Raw genomic sequence first — 21,676 nt, forward strand, 5'->3', positions numbered from 1 at the left:
AATTGATTTCTAATCAATGCGATAATAAATAAAGCTTATATATTGAGTAGCTTATTGTTTGGAAACTAGGAGGAAAAGAAATGGCTTTTTTCTTTTCAGAAAAGGAAAGAAACGCTTACATTTGCTATTTTACATTGTATGAGATATTAAATAGATCATTTACAAAAACAAACGCACTTTATCAGGAAATAAAAGATGAGGATGACTGGGAATATATAATTCCACAGCTAATGATTATTGATCCAAAAGATGTTTCGCTTGCAAGAGAAAAAGTTGAAAAAAATATAGATCTTTTGAATAAATTTGATATTATAGCCAAAAAAGGGTCTAAGTTTTATCCAAAACGTTTGGAAAAATTAGATGGCTCACCTGAATTCTTATTTATGCGAGGCGAACCTTCATTAGCGGATCTGCCAGTGATTTCTATTGTTGGTTCACGGAAAGCCAGTAAGGAAGGACAAAACAAGGCAAGATTATTATCAAGGCTTCTATCTGAACGTAATATTATTGTAGCTTCTGGACTTGCGAGGGGAATCGACTACGCTGCGCATTTAGGAACATATGATGCGGGAAAGCCTACAATTGCTGTGATTGGAACTCCTTTAAATAAAGTGTATCCAAAGGAACATAAAAACCTTCAGGAATATATAGGTTCTACTGGATTGGTTATTTCACAATTCCCTCCTGGCGCTCCGGTTCAAAGATGGAATTTTCCGATGCGGAATGCAACTATGAGTGGTATTTCGATTGCAACAATTGTTATGGAAGCTGGAGAAACAAGTGGAGCTTTAATACAGGCGAGAGAGGCTTTAAAGCAAGGAAGGAAAGTGTTTATTCCTCAGAGTGCGATAGATAACGAAAATTTAAAATGGCCTAGAAAATTAGTTGCTGAAAAAGGGGCACATAAGTTTAGGACACTAGGAGAGTTAATGGAACTTCTTAATAACCAAAACTTATTGACATCCTATGTAGATAAAGATAAAAGCGAAATTATTACTTACGGGGAGATGGAGTAGGTGTTTCTCCAATGTAACGATATACGACTTTTTATTATTGATCTAGAGAATATTGAGCCAAGATATGACTCGATTTTAACAGAGGCTCCTAAAGAAATAAGTTTTTATATTAATTGCGAAGATAACGATCGTTGCGAATATTTTAGAAAAAGGCGTTCAAATGTACAGTTTTGGCAGAGTAATCATACCGATGAAAAATTTGTCCCGATGATGGATTTCCCTATTGTTTTGCATGATACAATTTTCGAACCATATGAAACGGTTTTTTTAACAGGGAATCTAAATGATGTACAATATGCTACCAAGGAATGTATTTCAACAATACTGCTTAATACAGTTAATGGAGAAGTTGACCGTAACAAATTACCAGATTTCGAAGTTCAAACTCCTGAGCAATTAAAAGAGATTTTTACAAATAAGAGAAAAGGTTTCTTTCATGAAATGGTGATCAACAATGAATCTGGGATAGGGAACTTCAAACTTTTGACCCTTAGACATCAATTATTCTTAAACTATACTGCTAAACTAGTGGTTGGCGGTCGATTTTTTGTCGACGGAGACCATCGTTGTTATTCTCACCCGTTAACTCAAATGATTCGACTATTTAAATATGGAAATAAAAATACTTTTGGTAAATTAGCCAGAGTGATTAAGAGCAGCTTAGATATTATACAAAGTAATATAAAAGAAATTGATATCATAACTCATGTACCAGCAAAACCGTCAAAGGTCGATTATTTAGAAGCGCTTCTGAAAGAACAGACATTCAAAGATTATAGTACAAAAATACGAAGTGATATTTTAAAAGCAAAACGAGATTATGCCCCTCAGAAAAATGCTGGTAGTTGGATGAGTCGAGCATATAATGTACATGACGAATTTGATGTGATTAGTAGGGTTACTGGTCATGTAGTATTAATTGACGATATAGTAACAAGTGGTTCGACGACAATGGAATGTGCGAGGATGCTCTATAATCATGGAGCAGAAGAAGTAACGATCGTGTGTATGGGGGCCATGCAATCTAATTCAGATGCAGGTTTCAAAAATCCAATTATATGTAGCAATTGCGGTGGATTTCTTAAACTAAAATTCAATAAACATGATGGCAGCGTATTTTGGGGATGTGAAAATTTCTATTCAAGAGGGTGTAAAAGTACTTTAAATTATGATGATGGGAGAAAAAAGTATAATCTTCAAAATGTTAAACAATATCATGAAGAAGACAACTTACCTTTTTAATTACACAAAAGTGACAGAAAAATGAAGGAAAAATGACAGAAAGACGACAGAATATTTCTGTTTAGACGTGCTATGATGGTATCGTGGATATTTTTTGAAGCAGGGCGTCACCCGATTGGGTGGCGTTTTTGTTTTATGATTATGAAAGAACTGGTCTCCTCGACCAGTTCCTGTAGTTAACAAGTTATAATCGTTTGTATTGGTAAACATCCTTGATGAAATAAGCATGAAATCTCCCTTTTGAAGGAGCTGACATAAGATTTCGGTAAACATGTTCTGGCACGTTGTAATACTCATAAGTGCCGTTATGGAATTCAATTCTTAATGTTTGTGATACTGGATCGTATCCAACAGCTCTTAAATTTGATGAAACTACAGGATGCATAATCAAGACATTTCACCTCCTTTATTTTTACAAATTTATTCAAAAAGGAAGTAAATTCCTTCTTTTGAGTCGAAAGGAATAGTAAAAAAGAAGTAATTGCGCCGTTTATGATTGAACCATTTGGTAAAGCGCTCATTAATTCGAGCGCTTTTTTATTTTGCTCTTTGGAGTGATGAACATGAGGAAACGGAAGAAAAAACGAAAAGAGAAGCTGAGATGGAGAGAACTGCTCGATTTGATGGGTGTCAATCGTGATACGTACAAGCGAGTACGTGGGGCGATTAGGCGTAAATAATGTCGAGATTTGGCGAACGAATGGTGTAGGAAAATTCCTCCTTTTGTCGTATTGAGTAGGCGGAAGGAGGAAATGAGATGAAAGAATTTAGAGTAATGTTTCATTTTGTGAATAATAATGATGATAGTATCGCTGTTTTCCTTAAAGGTGAAACAGAAGAACAAGTGCTTGAGGAAGTCTATTCAAAGGGCAAATATTATCATTTTAAAAAAGAAAACGTATTGTACAGAGTAAATATGGAGTTAGTGAAATACATTACTGTTAATGAATATAATCCGCCCACACCTAGAACAGTTAAAAGTTATCGGTAGAACACTAAGCATCCTTCGGGGTGCTTTTTTATTTGGAGTGATTTTATGCCGAGCAGACCGAAGAAGCCTTGTTCCTTACTCTCTGCGACAGTCACCACAGCAGAAAGACAGCGAAAAAGGATGGAGGATTTGGGAATACAAACAAATTATAAAAATAACCGAGAAGTTAGTGCTTACATCATCACAAACACTATGGAAAAAGCATGGTAAAAGTAAAAAGACCTTACAAGGAACTATGTAAGGTCTTTTTATTATAATTTATTTGACTGCGAAGCCCAATCTAATTTTGTCTATTTCTAAAAAGATTGAGCTTCGCTAGGTATTCCAAAATATAAAACCAACTTAGCTATTTCTTGAATTTGTCTGAATAATATTTTTCAAACCAATATAAAATCCGATATAAAATTAATCCACCGACTACTGTGCTAACAACGCCCGATGTTATATCAAGCAAAATATCCATCGTGGTGATTCCCTCCTAAAGGGGAATACCCAGCGAGGCATATTATATGATATGCAGAAAAATTGGAAAGTATTCCATCCCCCTAAAATTTTGTATAATCAAAACGTGGTGATGATGAAAGAATGCAATTGTGGGAAACGCTTTTGCGGGCTGTAAAAGATATAGGGGACGGAGCGGATAAAGCAGGGATATTTTTGGATTCCACTGCGAGTTGATCGGAAAGTAGAAAAATGGGAAGTTGTAATTTTTGACGACATTAGCATCCGAATAAATCGGGTGCTTTTTTATTTGGAGGGAAAACAACGTAATTTAGGAGAAAAGTAGCAGGAAAATGTCTCCTTTTGTCGAAGTGAGTAGGTGAAAGGAGGGGGGATAATATTGTCCAAAAAGATCACTGGAAAATATAAATGTAAGGACTGTAATACAGTATTTGAATGGCAACATATAATTCCCAATAAAGTAACTGATAGTAATTACGAAGTACACATTATTTCCGAAGGTATCCCGGGTTTAAGAGTTATTGAAACTGATGAAAATAGATACCCTACTGTAGCAACCGTTTATTGTCCTAAATGTGGTTTTCTAAATAAATTGGATTCTGATGATTTGAAAACAACTAAGTAATTAGCAGGGATTTTGGCCTTTTACACGAATTGTTGTAAAGAAGGGATGATAACTTGTTAATTTTTACATTATTAATACATACAGACTCGATAAATAAACCTGCTTCGGAATTAAAATGTGTTACTTTAGATATGGATAGAGTAATTGGATGATGTATAAAATTTTGTGTAAAGCATTTTACTAGATCAAAAGAAAAAAGGTAGGGTATTCTCTGATTTGGACCAAAACATTCCAGAGAAAGGAGAACCCTACCTATGTCTAAAAGTATACCGAATGTAGACTGGGCAAATCAACTGGAAAGTGTCATTCGTCAGTTTGTAAAGGAAAAATTAGAACTGATCATGCGGGAAGAAATCAAGAATTTCCTCGAAATAGAGCAGGCCGGAACATCGAATATGAGAAACGGCTACTATCAACGAAATCTAGATACGCAATATGGCCGGATTGAAGGTCTTTTGGTCCCTAGAGACCGAAACGGAGAATTTCAAACCCAATTGTTCGCTCCTTACCAGCGCCACACCGGCTGGCTCGAGGAAGCCATCATCAGGATGTATCAAAGTGGCATGAGTACGCGTGAAATTGGCAAGTTTATTGAACGAATTCTAGGCAATGCCTATTCTCCTGCAACGATCAGTCGTATTACCGATGTCGTGAAGGAAGACATCGAGAAATGGCACACTCGTCCACTGCACAAGCGTTATTCCGTCTTATATTTGGATGGTTTATACGTAAAACTTCGTCGCGAAACCGTGGAGAAAGAAGTCATTTATGTGGTGTTGGGGGTCAACGAAGAAGGGTATCGTGAAATTCTTGATTTTTTCATAGGAGGACAGGAAAGTGCCTATGGATGGCAGGAGATTCTTCAACAGCTCTACCAAAGAGGCGTCAAGGAAGTGCTTCTGGGCGTATTCGATGGTCTTCCGGGGCTGGAGGAAGCCTTTAAGGCCGTTTATCCGAAAGCTGATGTACAGCGTTGTGTCGTTCACAAAGTCCGTAACACGCTCCATCGTGTTCGGAAAAAAGACCAATTCGAAATGGCGGAAGATTTGAAACTCATTTATCGATCTCCGAATAAAAAAATTGCACTGGAGATGTTTGAACAGTTTGAGTCAAAATGGTCGAGCAAGTATCCAAGAGAAGTCCAATCTTGGGCCAATGAGTTGGATGTCCTCCTTACATTTATGGATTATCCAAGCAGTATTCGAAGTGTGATTTATACGACCAATGCCATCGAACGAACGATCAAGGAGATTCGGAAACGTCTAAAGCCGATGAACAGTTTGAATAGTTTAGAAGCCGCTGAAAAAGTCGTATATTTGACCATTCAAGATTTTAATGAGAAATGGGCAGGACGAAAGTTACGAGGATTTGCCGAAGCACAGGAAGCCCTCGAGCGAATGTTTGAAGAACGTTATCATTAACCAAATACTGTAAATAAACAAAATAAGGGAATTCTCCCTTTCCACACAGGAGACTGAATATTCAGTCTCCTGTGTGAAGGAAACCGGTTCCCTATCCATTTCAAATCCATTTCAGAGATACCCTATCTATCTTACATTACACAAAATTCTTGACGGTACCAGTAATTGATGCTGCAAAGGTTTTTATGAAAACAAAGTTCGTACAAGAGTTATCGGTTTGGGAAGATGAGTGTAAAGTATTAAATTTTATGTTTGATAGATCTAAAGTTGAATGGACAAGGCAGTTTAAATGTTCAATGTCAGATGAAACTAGGGCAATTGCGGAACAAATTGAACAAAGATTAAATGATCTAATTAAAGCATCCGAATAATCGGGTGCTTTTTTATTTGGAGGGAAAACAATGATTCCGAACAAAGTCAAAGTGGCCGGCATTGATTACGAAGTCCATGAAGTGGACGGGATTTTAGAGCGGTTTAATACGCTAGGACAAATCAACTACCATAAAGGAATCATCGAACTTGATTCGAGCCTTTGCCAAACGAGAAAAGAGCAAACATTCGTTCATGAACTGCTGCACGCCTGTTTTAAAGAAGCAGGATACGATGAACAAGACGAGGAAATGATTGATCGGGTGTCTTCAGTGTTGTATCAAGTGTTAAAGGATAACAAATTCGATTTTTCATCATCAGAAATCGAACAAGTGTTAAGAAAGTTATATTAGTCGCCTAGAGTGGTTTTTTTATTTTGGAGGGATAACAATAATGAATGAGCCGTATATCTTTGTATTCTATGCTGGAAGTATCATTAGGATTTTGGGAGTTATCGGACTAGCTTTATCGATAGCATATTTTGTGTATTCATTTAAGACGGAACGGATGAGAAGAAAAGAAATCGAACGATTAAAACGCATTAACGGTTATATTGAAAAGTTGTTGGAGAAAGAAGTAAACAAGAGGTAGTCAGAGTGGTACTGATGATGACGATTGGCTCGAAGAAAAAGGCAAACAAAATCATGCGAACATATAGCGAAAGTCACTCTTAAAGGAGTGGCTTTTTATTTTGGCATGAAAGGGAGGATGGTGTCATGTAACTATGCCAAGACAAAGAGACCCAAGACGAGATGAAGCCTTTGAGATATGGAAGGCAAGCGGCGGAGAAATGAAATTGAAGGACATTGCCGCTCAATTAGGTGTATCCGATACACAGATTAGAAAGTGGAAAAACCTAGACCAATGGGAACAAAAATTGAAAGGTAACGTTACCATTGAGAAAAGGAACGTTACCAATACAAAAGATACACCTGAAAATGATGATAAACCAATTGAAATTGAGATAGATGAAAACAATGGATTAACCGAAAAACAGCGGCTTTTCTGTCTTTATTATGTAAAAAGTTTTAATGCTACTCAAGCGGCGATTAAAGCGGGATACGCTCCGGAAAGTGCTCATGTTGAGGGTAGCAGGTTGCTAAGAAATGCTAAGGTTGCAGCGGAAATCAAACGTATCAAGCAAGAAATGACAAGTGGGCTATTTATCGAAGCGATGGATGTGCTACAAAAATACATTGAAATTGCTTTTGCTGACATCACGGATTATGTAACATTCGGTCAAAAGGAAGTTCCGGTTATCGGTATGTTTGGTCCGATTAAAGACGAACATGGCAGGCCGCTGAAAGAAAAGGTTAATTATGTGGAATTAAAGGATTCAAGCGTGGTAGACGGAACCATCATTACGGAAGTGAAACAAGGAAAAGATGGGGTATCCATCAAGTTAGCCGACAAGATGAAGGCGCTTGAAAAACTGTCGCTATATTTCGATTTGTTCCCGGATAATTTCAAACGGAAGATCGAAGAAGAAAAACTCAAAATTGCCCACTATAAAGCGTTTGGACCAGATGAACATGAAGAATATGAAGATGATGGCTTCCTAGAGGCTTTAGACGGCAAGGCAAAAGAGGTGTGGGACGATGAAGAAGCTTAAGCCCGCGCCTTTTAAATTCCAGCCATTTTCAAAGAAACAGTTAAAAGTATTAACTTGGTGGCGCCCAGCCTCACCGGTTAGTGACAAAGACGGCATCATCTGTGACGGTTCCATTCGTGCTGGCAAAACCGTTGTGATGTCTCTTTCCTATGTCATGTGGGCGATGGATACTTTCAATGAACAAAACTTCGGCATGGCAGGAAAGACGATTGGGGCATTACGCCGGAACGTCATTACGCCGCTCAAACGGATGCTTAAATCGAGAGGATACAAAGTCAAAGATCATCGAGCAGATAACTACTTAACGATTACGTTCAAAGGGAAAACAAACTACTTTTATTTATTCGGTGGAAAAGACGAATCATCCCAAGACTTGATTCAAGGGATTACGCTTGCCGGAATGTTTTTTGATGAAGTAGCGCTCATGCCGGAATCGTTTGTTAACCAAGCAACCGCTCGTTGTTCGGTTGACGGGGCGAAATTGTGGTTCAACTGCAACCCAGCTGGGCCGTATCATTGGTTCAAGGTTGAATACTTGGATAAACTCGACGAAAAGAACTTGCTCCATTTGCATTTTACGATGGACGACAATTTATCGTTGTCTGAGCGGGTAAAAGAGCGCTACAAGCGGATGTATAAGGGTGTATTCTATCAACGATACATCCTTGGCTTATGGGTGCTGGCGGAAGGCATTATTTACGATATGTTCAGCAAAGACGAGCATGTCGTTCCAACGATGCCGCGGCCATACGAAAAATACTATGTATCATGTGACTATGGGACGCAAAACCCGACGACATTTGGATTATGGGGTCTTTACAACGGCGTATGGTACAAGGTGAAAGAGTACCACTATGATGGCCGAAAAGAAAACAAACAGAAGACAGACCAAGAGTATTACGAGGACTTGATGAAGTTCATTGAAGATATTGAAAAACACAAATTCAAAGGCGTGATTGTGGACCCGTCAGCCGCTTCATTTATCGCATTATTGCGGCAGAAAGGAATCAAAGTCATCAAAGCAAAGAATGATGTGCTGGATGGAATCCGAAATGTAGCAACCGCTTTAAACAAAAAGATGATTCTTTACAATGATTGCTGCAAAGAAACATTTCGGGAATACAGCTCTTATGTATGGGATGAAAAAGCGGCGGAGAGGGGCGAGGATAAGCCAGTCAAACAAAACGATCACCAGTTGGACGCCGATCGATATTTTGTTAATACAATTTTATTCGGCAACAAGCTTCGTGCGGTTCCATCGTTGTACTAGTGTATATGATATGCATTATCAGTTAACATAATTTTTCCTATGGGAAGTTAGGCGGTTATAGAAGTATTGAGAAATCAACGTTTTTAAAGGCGTTGATTTTTTTATTGTTTTTGCATGTTTATGAATCGTTGATTTTACGGCATTTTTCGGGTGTGTCCATAAATTATTTCCCGACGTTTTTTGTATAAAATCTGCATAAAGTTGAGGGGGAATTATGAAAAATGAGGAGTTACCAAGTTTTATTAAAAGGTGATAGAAGCGTATTTTTATCGAATGTCTATGGTGTTGAAATAAAAGGAGATCACATTAAGTTTTTGGGGCAACAAAATGACATTATAGCTTACTTTGATCGCAATGTTATTGAGGTATTTTTCTGCGATGGTGTTGAGGTATTTCCGTATGTGAGTAAGGAATAGCAAGGGGTAAGGTGGTGTTTTAGAAGCAACATAAAGGAGGTGAAACTGTGCGTTCGACGATACAGTTATCCGTTTCCGAAGTTACGTCTGACATCATCAAGAAAATCCTTGATTGGCACAAGCCACATCGAGATAAGATGTTAGGTCTATATAACCGCTATAAAGGTGAAGATTTGCCGATTCAAAAGCGTGTCCTACCGGATACGCAGAAGCCAAACAATAAGCTAGAAAATGATTATCGAGGATATATTATCGACCAAGTTATTGGGTATTTGTTTGGAAAACCTATTTCATACAGTATCGACAAGCGCAAATATGAAGAATCAAAAGCAAAAGAATACCAAGATCGTATCACTCATTTTAACACGCTCAATACCATTGAAGATTCCGACGCCGAACTTGGAACAATTATGAGCATATGCGGTTACGCCGCTCGTCTTATGTATATCGACAAAAACGGGGAAGAACGCGCAATGAACATTTTTCCGTGGGAAGCGGTGTTCGTGGAAGATGGCGGCGAGATTACACATGCTCTCCGCTATTACACCGTGAAAGACATCATCAATGACAATGAATACACAAGAGTAGAGTGGTACGATAACAAAAACGTCACGTTCTTTATCGAGGACGATGGCGTTTTTATTATGGATTCAGAGGGCAGCCAACCTCACTTATTCGATTATGTGCCGCTCATTCGTTTTCAAAACAACGACCTAGAAAAAGGCGATTTTGAGAAAGTGGAAACTCTTATCGATGCATATGACAAAATTGTCAGCGATGCGGTAAACGAATTAGAACAATTTGCGCACGCTTATATGAAGTTTAAAGGTGTATCGGTGGATAAAGAAACGATTGATAAAGCAAAGCAAACAGGTGCATTTGCAATTGACAGCGAAACCGGTGATGTGGATTTTATCACGAAAGATATCAATGACACATTCGTTGAAAACAACAAGAAAACACTCAATGAAAACATCCATAAATTTTCTGCCAGCGTTGACATGTCTGACGAAAAGTTTTCTGGCGCAACTCAAACAGGGGAAAGCCGAAAGTGGAAACTTCTCGCGCTAGAAAACAAGGCCGGAAAGAAAGCACGGAAATTCAGCAAGGGATTGCGTGAACAGTTCAAGGTGCTGTGTAGCGCCTGGAAGAAGAAAGGTATCGATGTTGACTACCTCGATATTTTTTGGGAGTTTAAACGAAACATTCCGATTGATCTTTTGTATATAGCAGAATATGCGCCAAAAATGAAAGGGATTCACAGCGATCATACGCTACTTTCGCAGATTCCATATATCGATGACGTGGACTACGAGCTAGAGCTTATGAGACAGGAACAAGAGAATATGATTAACCTTGATTTGTTTACGAATGACACCGAAACACAAGAATAAGAGGAGGTAAATCAATGAACTTTGGGCAGGCGTTAGAAGTATTGAAACAAGGCGAATGTAGAATAAATGGAGGTTGAATAACTTGAAAAGAGTTATTGAAGAGAAAGATTTAAGTAAACACTTACCGAAAATTGTTTTCAATGAAAAACTAAAAAACTTAACAGCGGAACAAATTGAGGATGTAGCTTTTCTGATGGAGTTTGCATATCAAAAAGGGAAAGAGGATAGTCAAAAAGCAGACATTCGTTTTAAAGTTTAATAAAACACATAAGCCACTCATTGCGAGGGGCTTTTTTTCTTGCCTTTTTCCGTGCTTGTAGGCGTAAAAGAACAACACGGGAATACAAAAGGACTTTGCAGGGGCTTATGCAACTGCGAAGGACGAAGGAGGAAATGAACAATGGAAATCAACAAACAACCATTCTATAAATCTTTAACAATGCCGCTACGTCTCGACCTTCAATATTTCGCAGGAGACGGTGGAAATAGCGGCGATGGCGGTGACGGTGGAGCCGGTAATCCACCAGCAGGGCAACAAGGCGGAGGACAGCAAGATAACGGACAACAAGGCGGACAAGGCAACACACAAGGGTTACAACTAACACTTGATGTGGTGCAAAAGTTCGTCAGCGAGAATGAAGAAGGGAAAAAGTGGTTGCAATCACTCACCGATTCACGTGTGACGGAAGCAATCAAGACATACGAGAAAAAGACGCTTCCGAAGAAGGTGGAAGAAGAGATTGCGAAACGCTTCCCGCCTGAAACAGAGGAACAAAAACAACTGCGTGAGTTGAGACAAAAGCTCGAGCAGATCGAGCAGGAAAAAATCCGCGAGACATTGCGCAACAAAGCGCTATCCGTTGCAACGGAAAAACAGCTGCCGACGAAGTTAATTGATTTCTTTGTTGGTCCAGATGAGGAATCAACTCTAAAAAATCTTTCTGTCTTGGAAGAAGTATTCTCCGCCGCTGTTCAGCAAGCGGTAGAGATGAAATTTAAAGAAGGCGGTCGTACACCACAAACACCATCGACACCGCCTAAAGACCCGAAAGACATGACAATGGAAGAGTATGCGGAATACCGCAAGAAAAAATTATATCGTTAAGGAAAGGTGAGGTAGAATGAGCAACTCTTTTTTAACAGTACAAGAAATCGCACGTGAAGCTTTAGTACGTTTGGAAAACAACTTAGTAATGCGTCAATTGGTGCATACCGACTTTTCCAATGAATTTGCGAAAAAAGGCGATACAGTCAAAGTGAAAATTCCTGCAACATTTGAAGCGAACGACTTTGAAGATGAGATCACTACACAAGACATCAATGAAGGCGAAGTGCCAGTCACGTTGGATAAAATCGCTGACGTTTCCGTAGCGGTAACATCGAAAGAATTGACGTTGAGTATCGATGACTTTGGGTTCCAAGTGGTCGAAGGCGCGATGCAAGCATTAGCACAAAAAATTGACCACTCGCTGACAGGGCTTTACGTTGATATTCCATATTTCTATGGAACAGCGGGAACAACTCCAAACTCGTTAAGAGACATTTCCGGTGTTCGTAAAGTCTTGAACAACAACAAAGTACCGAATGTTAATCGTCGTTTAGTGTTTGACCCAGAAGCGGAAGCAGAACTCATCGTATTAGATGCGATTGTAAATGCTGAAAAATCCGGTACGACAGCCGCTTTGCGTGAAGCAAGCATGGGCCGTATTTTAGGCTTTGACACCTTCATGGACCAAAATATCCGCACTCACATTACCGGTGATTATGCGGCTCTTACAGACGTAACAGCAAGCGGTACAGCTGGTAGCAATACGGTGACTTTAACAAGTGCCGCTGGAGCATCTACTGGTCGATTAAACAAAGGTGACTTGTTGGTTATCAACGGCCAACAATATGTAGTAACAGAGAACACCGCTCCGGCTGTATCAGGAACATTGACTGCAAAAGTGTATCCGAACTTGAAATTCTCGTATAGCGATGCGCCTGTTACATTCATCGGCGACCATGTTGCAAACCTTGCTTTCCATCGCAACGCATTTGCGTTCGTTAACCGTCCAATGGCACTTCCTTCGGGCGGCGCGGACGGATACGTCGAAACATACAACGGTTTATCTATCCGCGTGACAAGAGGATACGATATGAAGACGAAACAAGAAACGATTTCGTTTGATATTCTTTATGGATTAAAAACTATTCATCCAGAATTAGCAGCACGTTTACTTGGATAAGGGGCTTTCCCCTTATCCTTTCTTTTTTGTGAGGTGATAACATGAAGTGTCCAAACTGTCAAAAAGAATTCACTAGCGAAAAGATTTACGCCATTCATACCCAAAAATGTGTCGTGGTGAAGCAAGACAAACAAGTGGATGATACCAAAGCGAAAAAACCAAAAGAAGAAAAGACAACTCGAAGAAAACAAACAAACCAACGTGATGGAAAATGAACAACCTCAATAAAACTCCCGAAATGATTGAAAAACTCGTCAGCAGGCGAGTGAAAAAAGGAGAACGTGACATCGTTAAGCGGTACGCTCTCCTTTTGAATGAATTGCGAAAAGAGCTGGCGAAGCTATACGAAAAATACGAGGTAAACGGCAAATTGACCTATGCCGAGATGGCGAAATACGACCGCTTACGCAAGTTCATCGAGTATATCGACTATTTACTAAAGACCGTTTATAAAGACGTCAGAAAGACCATTTATGACGTTCTAGGCGAATCGTATCTTGATGGCTACTACTTAACCGCATGGGCGGTGGAAACCGACACGTTGAGCCGCTTGAGTTATTCTGCTGTACGACCGGAAGTGATTACAGCTGCTATCGAAAATCCAATTACAGGGCTTACTTTGTCGCGACGATTAGAAAAGAATCGAGCGGCAATCATCTATACGATCCAACAAGAGATCACGCAAGGATTGGTGCAAGGCGAGAGTTACAGACAAATGGCGACACGAATTAAAGGTGTGCTTGAAAATGACGTTGTTAAGGCAAATAGGATAGTACGCACAGAGGCGCATCGTGCGGTTGAGACAGGGAAGTTACAGGCCGCTGAACATGCACACCGTAATGGGGTCATCATGGTAAAAGAATGGAACACCATGCATGACCAGCGGGTGAGGGACCGGCATAAGCATTTGGACGGCACGAAAATTCCGGTGGATGAAGATTTCAAAATTGGTACAGATCGAGCGAAAGCGCCAGGATTGTTCCTGCGACCTGAAAACAGTATTAATTGCCGCTGTTTTCTTACTTATTCGGTGGAACGAGTGGAAAAGGTTGATGCGAAAGAGTTGGATGGCATGACCTTTGAACAATGGAAAAAGGAGCGGTTGCGTTCATGAAAAAGACTGTAATTGTAGGCAGTTGTCAAGTTATTTTAGAGGGAACTCCAGAGGAAATCATTGCTTTAGAACGCTTACAGGAGCAAAAACAAACGATTTACAACATTTGCGTTCATGTGAATGGTGAAGACGTAAATAAAAAAGAGCTAGAAGACCGAATCAGAAAAGCCATTGCAGAAACAGACAAACGATTATGGGAGAAGGAGCGGTTGAGATAATGACATTGGATGAACTCAAAATCCGCTTAAAAATCCCGCTCAACGACACATCACAAGACGCTTACTTACAAGTCGCGTTAGAAGATGCTATTTCATTCGTCAAACGATATTGCAGAGATGATTTTGTCGATGGACTGCCGGGTGACGTTAAACAAGCGGTAGCAAAACTCGTCAAAGCCTTCCAAGAGGATGGGCGCGTCGCTTCTCAATCGCTTGGTGATATGGAGAAATCATTTTTTGAAGGCGGCACGATGAATGAAGTAGAGCGGCTGCTAAAGCCATACGCGCGAAAGGTGCGATTCGTATGAGCGTGGTCATCAAAGACACAAACAACATCGACAAGGTGATGCGTAATTTACGGCAACTTGGCGGCAAGCAAATTAAAGTGGGACTATTCGGCTCCGATGATTCCGAACTTGTCATGATCGGAGCGGTGCATGAGTATGGGGCAGAAATTCCGGTCACACCGAAAATGAGAGCATGGTTTGCGACAAATGGGTATCCGCTCAAAAAAGAAACAACCGTCATCAAGATTCCGGAACGGTCGTGGTTACGGAGCGGCTATGATGAAAACATTGATAAGATCGCCAAAAAGATTGAGGAAATGGTGCCGAATGTGATCGAAGGAAACGTCAATCCAAAACTATTCATGGACGCTATTGGCATGGAATTCGCCGGACTCATCCAAAAGAAAATGCGTGACCTAAAGAATCCGCCAAACAGTCAAATGACCATTGAGCGGAAAGGTTCCGATAATCCGCTGATTGATACCGGTCGCCTAGTCGGTGCTATAAGACATGAGGTGGAATAGATGAGTAAGCCATTTGCATTTGCTGATTTTGTGGACGAATTTAAAGTACCGTTCACGTACTATCAAAAAACTGATGGATATTGGACAGATTCGGGCGACTGGGTAGAAGGCGGAGAAACACCTGTGCAAATGTATGGAATTGTGTTGCCGCTATCAGAAGATGACCTTCAATACGCCGAAGCGGGAGCGTATCAAGCGAAAGACAAAAAGGTATACACGACACAGCCGCTTCAATTAAACGCTGAAATCGAGTACAAAAGCGACCGCTACACGATTCAAAACTTCAAAGATTACAGCGAATATGCCGATGTGTACATTTATTACGCAAGGTGGCGGGAGAAATGATCGAAGCGATTAAAAATATGATTGCCAAAGCCTATCAAGATACCGGATTACGCATTATCCAAGCGAATACAACCGCTCCAACGCCACCATTACCATATGCGGTGTACAATATCACGTCACCGTATATCAAAGAAGCAGGGCAGCCAAATATCGCAACGCGAGAAGAAGGCGAGGAACTGTATCTTCAATACGAAGAACAGTATCTCACAACGATTTCATTCAATGTATATGCAGACAAAAACGAATCAACCATTGATTGGGCTATGAAGCTCCATCAGTGGTTTTTATTTTTTGGTCAAGATTTTCTGCAAGAAAACGGGATAGCGGTTGTCAATGTCGGCAACATCGAGAACCGCACAACGTTTCTTGTGGATTCTTATGAATACAAACATGGCTTTGACGTTCAACTGCGTATGGCACAAACAGCAGAAATGCCAACAGAATGGTTCAATACAGTAACTTTCAAAGGAGAGTGAAAACATGGGCAATCGTTATGTTGATGTGACAATTACACGGCAAACAAAAGCGGTATCCGAAAAAGGATTTGGTACACCGCTGGTATTAGCAACATCAAAAGACCTTGCCTACAAAGTGTACACCGATATTGAACAGGTGCCAGCGGATTTTGATGAATCAACTGAAGAATACAAACTTCTTTCTCGTATGTTTGGGCAAAATCCGCGGCCAGCGGAAATTGCGGTATATGGCGTTCAATATGATAGCGCAACTGGGGACCCGTCTGAATTGACAGCAGCATTAAACACGCTTGTAACGATGGGAAAAAACGATTTTTATTACCTTGTTTCCGTTGAACAAGGTGACGATGAGATTACTGAACTAGCGGAATGGATTAGCACACGGGATAAAATTTATGCCGCTTCTACATCAAGTGAAACCTTGTATCAAACATTAAGCGGCTTATACGACAATGTGTTCTTGCTTGTTCACGATCAACCACGTCAATATCCAGCAGAAGGGTTAGTCGCTCAATTAGCTCCGTTGCCAATCGGAAGCTACACTTGGACTTTCAAAACGATTCAGGGGGTTACCCCAGCCGCTTACGACGACGCAAAAATCAATGATATTCACGATCATAACGCTTGCACATACATTCGTGAAAGCGGTGTGGATATTACTTCACATGGTGTTGTAACCAGCGGCGAATACGTGGACATTGTGCAATCAACGCATTTCTTGAAAGCTCGTCTAGCTGAAGCAGTATTTCGTTTGCTAGCAACCAATAAAAAGGTTTCATACACCGATGCTGGTATCGCAATGGTCGTCGCAGAAATAGACAAGGTGCTAAAACAAGCGTTCCGACAAGGTATTATCGCGGATGAAAACGGTGAGCCGCTCTATTCCATCACTGTCCCAAAACGTGCGGATATTCCAGCGAACACAAGAGCACAACGTGTTTTACCGGACATCGAATGGACTGCTACTATTGCCGGTGCAATCGAAAAAGTAGAAATCCGCGGTACGCTCATGATTTAAGGAGGGATTATAGATGGCACAAACATACGATTTTAAGAAAGTTAGTGTCATTGCCGATGGTGTTTTTATTACGGGTTATCATGATGGGTCTGTCATTAAAGTTGAGAAAAACGAAGATGATGTCACTCCTCACGTTGGAGCGGATGGAGAGGTGACTTATGCGGAAAGTGCTGACCAAACAGGTACGATCACATTAACACTGAAGCAGACATCCGCTTCTTTGCCATTTTTACAGCAATTGCGAAAGTCGAAGAAGATTTTCCCAATTCAAATCGTGGACAATAACACAAATGCCTATCGAGTAGGCGGTAGTGAAGCACGCATTTTGAAAATGCCAGATCGTGAATGGGGAAATGAAGTGCAGCCTGTTGAAGTACAAATTCACGTTTCAGACTTAACAGAAGCATAAGGAGGAATAGATAATGGCGTTCAAACCAAAGCAAAAAGAGTTTAAAAGCAGTAACGGAAATAAATATACCTTTCAAACTGTACCAAACTCAAAATACCTAGAAATCATGGATGAAACAACGACAGCGGAAGGAAAACCGCTTCTTTCCAAACTTTATGCCGCGGCTTTAGAGCATATTGTCGTACAACCGAGCGGATTGACGGTTGACGATTTTGACAGCTTTAAAGAGCTACAAGAAGTTTGCGAAGCGGCTTTAACGTTTCAACAGAGCGAATAAGGAGTTGGCGACGCTTGGGGGGTTAGAGGCCATCCCCAAGCGTTATTTTTTACATGCTAATCAGTTTTGGTGGGCGTATGTGATTGCGGAAAAATTCCATATCAGCCCGCTAGAGGTCAAAGAATGGCCAGCGGAGGAAGTGTTAGAAGCGCTTGCCTATCTGCAATTGACCAAGCCGAAAGGCGGTGAGACAGAATGAACAGCTTGCGTGAACTTGTTGTTAGTGTTGTGCTAAATGACAAGGCTTCTCGTCCGTTGCGAGAAATCCAACAGTCAACCAATCGGGTACGAGATATTTTTACTCAATTCGGCAAACAATCGTCAAAAACCAATGAACAAGTTAGCCGATCCGTGCAACGGATGGGAAAAGCATACAGTGGAGCAAGCAACCTGATAAGAAATGCGTTAAACAATTTATCTTCCCGAATGCGACACGCAAGTAGTGAAGCTCGATCCTTTCAATCGTCCATTGAAAGTACAAGAAATTCGTTAAGTCGTTTTTCTAATGGTGCAGATAATGCGATTTCTTCATTAAAACGCATGGCGGCAGGTGCATTGGGTGCCGTATCCGCTTATCAAGCGTTAAGCAAAGCAATTGGTGAAGCGGCACGATTCGAACAATCCAAAGTGCTAATTGAAGCGATGTTCGATGATAAAAAAGCATCTGACGCTTATATGAAAATGCTTGAACGTGTCGCGGTGAATTCGCCTGTTTTGAACTCGCAAGATATGTTTGCGAATTCCAAGTCGTTTATCTCGCTTTCTAAAAACGTCAAAGTATTAGAGCAAGCATGGAAAGTCGTTGAAAAACTCAATGTTATGGACCCGGCACAAGGGGTAGAAGGTGCAGTTCTAGCGTTACGCGAATTGGCAAGCGGCGATGTGGTATCTCTCGTCGAACGATTCGAATTGCCGCGTTCAGCAGTGAAGGCGATTAAGGACTTGCCGTTTGAACAGCAAGTCAAAGCAATGGATAAATTGTTAACCAAAATGAACATTACTGATAAAGTCGTGCAAAAAATGGGAAACACGACGATTTCACAATGGGGCCGATTTAAGGAAATGACATCAATCGCCTTCCGTAACGCTGGGAAATCCGCTAACAGCGAATTAGGAACGGCGTTGCAACGTGTCAACAACATCCTTGAAAAAGGTGCACTTAACAACTTTGTACAATCTGCCGACAAGTTTTTAGGCAAATCTGTCAATGCGATTGTGAATTTCGGTATAGCAGCAAAACAGTTTATTCAGCCAGCCGCTCAATTCTTTAGAGAGAACGCAAGCAGTATCAAAGCGGTAGCGGCGGCATTAGGTTCATTATTTGTCATACGGAAAGTCACAAGCCTTGTACAAGGGTTGTTTATGGTACTTCGGGCGAATCCGCTGGCATTAGCCATCACTGGAATAGTGGTCGCGGTAGATAAACTAGTCGGCATTGAAACGGTGTTTAACAAAATCAAGCTGGCATATCAAGGGCTAAAAGCGGCGTTTGGCGGCGATCAGCAGAAAAGCGTGAGTTTCCTTCAAAAACTAGGATTGTCGCCGGAACAAGCGCAACAGGTTATTGGCATAGTACAAAAAATTAAAAGTATGTTCGATACAGTCGGAAAAGCGGTTGGAAAATTCGTGAACGAAGTAGTTATCCCGCTTCTTCCGCAGGCGAAGCAATTTATTGTATCGTCGTTCGAAGCGGTGAGACCGTCACTCCGGTTTGTGGTAGGTTTATTCCATACAGTAATCGATGTTATCAAAACGTTGGTTCAGAAAGTGGTTGTACCGCTATTTCCAACGATTAAAGACGTCATATCGACCGCATTTAGAGTGGTAACGCCGATCATTAAAATTGCTAACCGCGCATTTCAAGCGGTAGCGTCTATTGTCATGTTCCTTGTGAACAACGTGGTTATTCCGCTAATCCCAAAAATCGTGCCAGCCATCCAATCCATGTGGAAAATCGTTGGTCCGATTCTAAAAGGAATAGCGAAAATGTTCGATTTAATCTCCGATGCCATCGAATGGACGATTACGAAATTCGGGCAATTTATCAAAGCCGCTAAAGATTTGCCGGGCAAAATTGGATCCGGGATAAAAAGTATGGCAGGAAAAGCAATGAGCGGTGTGACTCATCTCATCAATTCATTACTTGGCGGATTGGCCAAAGGTATAAATGGCGTCACTGGCGGTATCAACTGGGTTTTAGGCAAAATCGGTGTGAAAACAAGAATTCCGAAATGGGAACCGCCAAAATACGCAAGAGGAACGGATTATCACCCGGGCGGTCTCGCTATCGTTGGGGATGGCGGCGGTCCGGAATTGATTCGAACGCCATCCGGTCAAATCGGACTATCGCCAGCAAGAAGCACGCTCACTTATTTGCCGCGAGGAACAGAAGTTTTGCCGCATCGAGAAACCCAAGCCTTGTTAGAATCCGGGTTGTTCCCTGCTTATAAAGATGGGGCTGGCAACGGTCTTTTGCATCGGGCGTCAGCCATTCTTAACAAAGCGAAAGATATTGCTCTCGATGTTTGGTCTTATATCACCAAACCTAGCGAACTAATGAAAAAGGTTTGGGAAAAGCTCGGTGTCAGTGCGCCGAACATCAGCGGAGCGTTCGGGGAAATTGGGAAACGTGCTCTTTCTCTTATCAAGGATAAAGCACTTGGCTTTGTGAAAAAGAAACTAGAAGGTTTCCTATCGTTCGGTAGCGGCGGAAAAGTATCTGGCAACGTCGCGCAATGGGTTCGGGCGGCGATGGCTATTACGGGTGTTCCTGCATCGTGGTTTCATCCTCTTGTGGCTATTGCTATGAAAGAATCAGGCGGGAATCCACGAGCAATTAACTTGTGGGACATAAATGCCAAACGCGGAACGCCGTCGAAAGGGTTGTTCCAGACAATTGACCCGACATTCAATCGCTATAAATTGCCGGGATTGAACGACATCTGGAATCCGGTACACAACGCAGTAGCGGCGATTCGGTATATGATCGACCGGTACGGTTCGGTGTTTAATGTGCCTGGTATCCGCAATATGATGCGAGGAAGAGGTTATGTCGGGTATAGACAAGGCGGAATTGCAACAAAACCGCAAATAGCGGCATTGGCGGAAAGCGGTTGGAAAGAGTTCATCATTCCGACCGAGCCAAGAATGAGAAACCGCGCACTTGCTCTTCTTGCACAAGCCAATGCGGAACTTGGTTACAATCCAAGTGGCGGTAAAACTTTGAACAGAAGCAATGCTGGCGGTAATATTTCAATTGAATTCTCGCCGAAGGTGGATATACATGTATATGGCACGGACATGAAAGAAGCAGGAAGTTTGGAAGCGGCTGTTAACCGTAAATTAGAAGAAATGTGGCAAATGTTTCTCGATATTTATCCAGTGGAGGTGGTTCGTTAATGGCGAAGCTAGGGAATTATAACTTGTTTGTCATCAGCGAATCACCTCAATATAGTGTGCAGACCACATCGTATCCGGTCGAAAAAGGGATTGCATTTACCGACCATGTGAAACCGGAGCCGGAATCGTTGCAAATCGAAGTATTTTTGAGCGGTTCCAACTATCAAAAGACGCTTGACCAGTTAAAAAACAGCATGTATCGCGGCGATATCATGACGTATTCCGGTCGTTTTATTATGCGGAATGTGATTATTGAAAGCATCTCACCGAATGCAGATAAAAGCGCCAAAAACGGCATACAAGCAAGTATTACGCTAAAACAAATCCGCGTAGCAACTACGCCGTATGTGAAACCCAATCCGCAGACAAAACCGACAACCAACGCAGGGAAGAAGCAGCCAACACCGAAGACAGCGAGTACCGCTGTCTATCATGTCACGAAACGCGGCGACACCTATTGGGGATTGTCGAAGAAATACGGCACGCCTATTAGCCAGCTACGGGCGTGGAACAAATACCCGGATACCAAAATTCCTGTCGGCGTAAAGTTACGTGTGAAATAG

The 21,676-nt window shown here is 41.2% G+C and carries 27 protein-coding genes; 26 read left to right on the forward strand and 1 reads right to left on the reverse strand.

Translation table 11 applies throughout. From position 1 onward, the window contains the following. The first annotated feature begins 80 nt into the window (after positions 1 to 80). Positions 81 to 1,016, forward strand: a complete 936-nt coding sequence (locus tag BV455_RS14455; protein WP_218687308.1) for a DNA-processing protein DprA — start codon at positions 81 to 83, stop codon at positions 1,014 to 1,016. Beyond that, positions 1,017 to 2,258 (forward strand): ComF family protein, encoded by a 1,242-nt coding sequence (locus BV455_RS14460; protein ID WP_218687309.1) that lies wholly within the window; start codon positions 1,017 to 1,019, stop codon positions 2,256 to 2,258. 184 nt (positions 2,259 to 2,442) lie between these two features. On the opposite strand, the gene BV455_RS14465 is transcribed toward BV455_RS14460, so the two are convergent. Then, on the reverse strand, positions 2,443 to 2,643 hold the full coding sequence (locus tag BV455_RS14465; RefSeq protein ID WP_245005357.1) for a KTSC domain-containing protein: 201 nt from the start codon (positions 2,641 to 2,643) through the stop codon (positions 2,443 to 2,445). A 372-nt stretch (positions 2,644 to 3,015) separates the two neighbouring features. On the opposite strand from BV455_RS14465, the gene BV455_RS14470 reads away from it, so the two are divergent. From BV455_RS14470 to BV455_RS14585, 24 genes are all read left to right on the forward strand, one after another. Continuing rightward, positions 3,016 to 3,249: a hypothetical protein gene (locus BV455_RS14470; protein WP_218687311.1), complete on the forward strand. Its 234-nt coding sequence runs from the start codon at positions 3,016 to 3,018 to the stop codon at positions 3,247 to 3,249. Positions 3,250 to 4,090: 841 nt separating this feature from the next. After that, positions 4,091 to 4,336: a hypothetical protein gene (locus tag BV455_RS14475; RefSeq protein WP_218687312.1), complete on the forward strand. Its 246-nt coding sequence runs from the start codon at positions 4,091 to 4,093 to the stop codon at positions 4,334 to 4,336. Between the two features lie 254 nt (positions 4,337 to 4,590). Continuing rightward, positions 4,591 to 5,757 carry an IS256 family transposase gene (locus BV455_RS14480; RefSeq protein ID WP_042411001.1) on the forward strand — a complete coding sequence of 389 codons (1,167 nt, stop codon included), beginning with the start codon at positions 4,591 to 4,593 and terminating at the stop codon, positions 5,755 to 5,757. A 401-nt stretch (positions 5,758 to 6,158) separates the two neighbouring features. Next, entirely contained in the window at positions 6,159 to 6,479 is a 321-nt protein-coding gene (locus tag BV455_RS14485) for an ImmA/IrrE family metallo-endopeptidase (protein WP_218687313.1), read from the forward strand. Between the two features lie 40 nt (positions 6,480 to 6,519). Beyond that, positions 6,520 to 6,717: a hypothetical protein gene (locus BV455_RS14490; protein ID WP_218687314.1), complete on the forward strand. Its 198-nt coding sequence runs from the start codon at positions 6,520 to 6,522 to the stop codon at positions 6,715 to 6,717. A 133-nt stretch (positions 6,718 to 6,850) separates the two neighbouring features. Then, positions 6,851 to 7,738 (forward strand): terminase small subunit, encoded by an 888-nt coding sequence (locus BV455_RS14495; protein WP_218687315.1) that lies wholly within the window; start codon positions 6,851 to 6,853, stop codon positions 7,736 to 7,738. Continuing rightward, complete coding sequence (locus BV455_RS14500) at positions 7,725 to 9,008, forward strand: PBSX family phage terminase large subunit (RefSeq protein ID WP_218687316.1); 1,284 nt, start codon at positions 7,725 to 7,727, stop codon at positions 9,006 to 9,008. Before BV455_RS14495 ends, BV455_RS14500 begins: the two co-directional genes overlap by 14 nt. Positions 9,009 to 9,229: 221 nt before the next feature. Beyond that, complete coding sequence (locus BV455_RS14505; protein ID WP_218687317.1) at positions 9,230 to 9,424, forward strand: hypothetical protein; 195 nt, start codon at positions 9,230 to 9,232, stop codon at positions 9,422 to 9,424. 47 nt (positions 9,425 to 9,471) lie between these two features. Further along, complete coding sequence (locus BV455_RS14510; RefSeq protein ID WP_218687318.1) at positions 9,472 to 10,818, forward strand: phage portal protein; 1,347 nt, start codon at positions 9,472 to 9,474, stop codon at positions 10,816 to 10,818. Positions 10,819 to 10,900: 82 nt separating this feature from the next. Then, positions 10,901 to 11,077 carry a hypothetical protein gene (locus BV455_RS14515; RefSeq protein ID WP_218687319.1) on the forward strand — a complete coding sequence of 59 codons (177 nt, stop codon included), beginning with the start codon at positions 10,901 to 10,903 and terminating at the stop codon, positions 11,075 to 11,077. A gap of 141 nt (positions 11,078 to 11,218) precedes the next feature. Then, entirely contained in the window at positions 11,219 to 11,923 is a 705-nt protein-coding gene (locus tag BV455_RS14520; protein WP_218687320.1) for a DUF4355 domain-containing protein, read from the forward strand. A 16-nt stretch (positions 11,924 to 11,939) separates the two neighbouring features. Next, a complete protein-coding gene (locus tag BV455_RS14525) occupies positions 11,940 to 13,046 on the forward strand; it encodes a P22 phage major capsid protein family protein (RefSeq protein WP_218687321.1) in 1,107 nt (368 codons plus the stop codon). 41 nt (positions 13,047 to 13,087) lie between these two features. Next, on the forward strand, positions 13,088 to 13,261 hold the full coding sequence (locus BV455_RS14530) for a hypothetical protein (RefSeq protein WP_218687322.1): 174 nt from the start codon (positions 13,088 to 13,090) through the stop codon (positions 13,259 to 13,261). Further along, the gene (locus BV455_RS14535) at positions 13,258 to 14,160 is read left to right on the forward strand and encodes a phage minor head protein (RefSeq protein WP_218687323.1); all 903 of its coding nucleotides are present in this window, start codon (positions 13,258 to 13,260) and stop codon (positions 14,158 to 14,160) included. The genes BV455_RS14530 and BV455_RS14535 overlap by 4 nt, the downstream gene beginning before the upstream one ends. Next, on the forward strand, positions 14,157 to 14,378 hold the full coding sequence (locus BV455_RS14540) for a hypothetical protein (RefSeq protein WP_218687324.1): 222 nt from the start codon (positions 14,157 to 14,159) through the stop codon (positions 14,376 to 14,378). The genes BV455_RS14535 and BV455_RS14540 overlap by 4 nt, the downstream gene beginning before the upstream one ends. Continuing rightward, on the forward strand, positions 14,378 to 14,686 hold the full coding sequence (locus BV455_RS14545; protein ID WP_218687325.1) for a phage head-tail connector protein: 309 nt from the start codon (positions 14,378 to 14,380) through the stop codon (positions 14,684 to 14,686). The genes BV455_RS14540 and BV455_RS14545 overlap by 1 nt, the downstream gene beginning before the upstream one ends. Then, positions 14,683 to 15,189: a hypothetical protein gene (locus BV455_RS14550; RefSeq protein WP_218687326.1), complete on the forward strand. Its 507-nt coding sequence runs from the start codon at positions 14,683 to 14,685 to the stop codon at positions 15,187 to 15,189. The genes BV455_RS14545 and BV455_RS14550 overlap by 4 nt, the downstream gene beginning before the upstream one ends. Further along, entirely contained in the window at positions 15,190 to 15,534 is a 345-nt protein-coding gene (locus tag BV455_RS14555; protein ID WP_218687327.1) for a hypothetical protein, read from the forward strand. Next, positions 15,531 to 16,010 (forward strand): phage neck terminator protein, encoded by a 480-nt coding sequence (locus BV455_RS14560; RefSeq protein WP_218687328.1) that lies wholly within the window; start codon positions 15,531 to 15,533, stop codon positions 16,008 to 16,010. Before BV455_RS14555 ends, BV455_RS14560 begins: the two co-directional genes overlap by 4 nt. 4 nt (positions 16,011 to 16,014) lie before the next feature. After that, entirely contained in the window at positions 16,015 to 17,028 is a 1,014-nt protein-coding gene (locus BV455_RS14565) for a DUF3383 family protein (protein WP_218687329.1), read from the forward strand. 13 nt (positions 17,029 to 17,041) lie between these two features. Further along, positions 17,042 to 17,437: a phage structural protein gene (locus BV455_RS14570; protein WP_218687330.1), complete on the forward strand. Its 396-nt coding sequence runs from the start codon at positions 17,042 to 17,044 to the stop codon at positions 17,435 to 17,437. A 13-nt stretch (positions 17,438 to 17,450) separates the two neighbouring features. Further along, positions 17,451 to 17,714 (forward strand): hypothetical protein, encoded by a 264-nt coding sequence (locus tag BV455_RS14575; protein WP_218687331.1) that lies wholly within the window; start codon positions 17,451 to 17,453, stop codon positions 17,712 to 17,714. A gap of 195 nt (positions 17,715 to 17,909) precedes the next feature. Further along, on the forward strand, positions 17,910 to 21,113 hold the full coding sequence (locus BV455_RS14580; RefSeq protein ID WP_218687332.1) for a transglycosylase SLT domain-containing protein: 3,204 nt from the start codon (positions 17,910 to 17,912) through the stop codon (positions 21,111 to 21,113). After that, positions 21,113 to 21,676 carry a LysM peptidoglycan-binding domain-containing protein gene (locus BV455_RS14585; RefSeq protein WP_218687333.1) on the forward strand — a complete coding sequence of 188 codons (564 nt, stop codon included), beginning with the start codon at positions 21,113 to 21,115 and terminating at the stop codon, positions 21,674 to 21,676. Before BV455_RS14580 ends, BV455_RS14585 begins: the two co-directional genes overlap by 1 nt.

This window comes from Parageobacillus caldoxylosilyticus (assembly GCF_019272935.1).
GTDB lineage: Bacteria > Bacillota > Bacilli > Bacillales > Anoxybacillaceae > Saccharococcus > Saccharococcus caldoxylosilyticus.

Excerpts from the sequence above, each read along its gene's own strand:
- BV455_RS14455 (WP_218687308.1), top strand. The coding sequence starts at position 81 with ATGGCTTTTTTCTTTTCAGAAAAGGAAAGAAACGCTTACATTTGCTAT.
- BV455_RS14465 (WP_245005357.1), bottom strand. The coding sequence starts at position 2,643 with ATGCATCCTGTAGTTTCATCAAATTTAAGAGCTGTTGGATACGATCCA.
- BV455_RS14470 (WP_218687311.1), top strand. The coding sequence starts at position 3,016 with ATGAAAGAATTTAGAGTAATGTTTCATTTTGTGAATAATAATGATGAT.
- BV455_RS14480 (WP_042411001.1), top strand. The coding sequence starts at position 4,591 with ATGTCTAAAAGTATACCGAATGTAGACTGGGCAAATCAACTGGAAAGT.
- BV455_RS14485 (WP_218687313.1), top strand. The coding sequence starts at position 6,159 with ATGATTCCGAACAAAGTCAAAGTGGCCGGCATTGATTACGAAGTCCAT.
- BV455_RS14490 (WP_218687314.1), top strand. The coding sequence starts at position 6,520 with ATGAATGAGCCGTATATCTTTGTATTCTATGCTGGAAGTATCATTAGG.
- BV455_RS14495 (WP_218687315.1), top strand. The coding sequence starts at position 6,851 with ATGCCAAGACAAAGAGACCCAAGACGAGATGAAGCCTTTGAGATATGG.
- BV455_RS14500 (WP_218687316.1), top strand. The coding sequence starts at position 7,725 with ATGAAGAAGCTTAAGCCCGCGCCTTTTAAATTCCAGCCATTTTCAAAG.
- BV455_RS14505 (WP_218687317.1), top strand. The coding sequence starts at position 9,230 with ATGAGGAGTTACCAAGTTTTATTAAAAGGTGATAGAAGCGTATTTTTA.
- BV455_RS14520 (WP_218687320.1), top strand. The coding sequence starts at position 11,219 with ATGGAAATCAACAAACAACCATTCTATAAATCTTTAACAATGCCGCTA.
- BV455_RS14525 (WP_218687321.1), top strand. The coding sequence starts at position 11,940 with ATGAGCAACTCTTTTTTAACAGTACAAGAAATCGCACGTGAAGCTTTA.
- BV455_RS14530 (WP_218687322.1), top strand. The coding sequence starts at position 13,088 with ATGAAGTGTCCAAACTGTCAAAAAGAATTCACTAGCGAAAAGATTTAC.
- BV455_RS14535 (WP_218687323.1), top strand. The coding sequence starts at position 13,258 with ATGAACAACCTCAATAAAACTCCCGAAATGATTGAAAAACTCGTCAGC.
- BV455_RS14540 (WP_218687324.1), top strand. The coding sequence starts at position 14,157 with ATGAAAAAGACTGTAATTGTAGGCAGTTGTCAAGTTATTTTAGAGGGA.
- BV455_RS14545 (WP_218687325.1), top strand. The coding sequence starts at position 14,378 with ATGACATTGGATGAACTCAAAATCCGCTTAAAAATCCCGCTCAACGAC.
- BV455_RS14550 (WP_218687326.1), top strand. The coding sequence starts at position 14,683 with ATGAGCGTGGTCATCAAAGACACAAACAACATCGACAAGGTGATGCGT.
- BV455_RS14555 (WP_218687327.1), top strand. The coding sequence starts at position 15,190 with ATGAGTAAGCCATTTGCATTTGCTGATTTTGTGGACGAATTTAAAGTA.
- BV455_RS14560 (WP_218687328.1), top strand. The coding sequence starts at position 15,531 with ATGATCGAAGCGATTAAAAATATGATTGCCAAAGCCTATCAAGATACC.
- BV455_RS14565 (WP_218687329.1), top strand. The coding sequence starts at position 16,015 with ATGGGCAATCGTTATGTTGATGTGACAATTACACGGCAAACAAAAGCG.
- BV455_RS14570 (WP_218687330.1), top strand. The coding sequence starts at position 17,042 with ATGGCACAAACATACGATTTTAAGAAAGTTAGTGTCATTGCCGATGGT.
- BV455_RS14575 (WP_218687331.1), top strand. The coding sequence starts at position 17,451 with ATGGCGTTCAAACCAAAGCAAAAAGAGTTTAAAAGCAGTAACGGAAAT.
- BV455_RS14580 (WP_218687332.1), top strand. The coding sequence starts at position 17,910 with ATGAACAGCTTGCGTGAACTTGTTGTTAGTGTTGTGCTAAATGACAAG.
- BV455_RS14585 (WP_218687333.1), top strand. The coding sequence starts at position 21,113 with ATGGCGAAGCTAGGGAATTATAACTTGTTTGTCATCAGCGAATCACCT.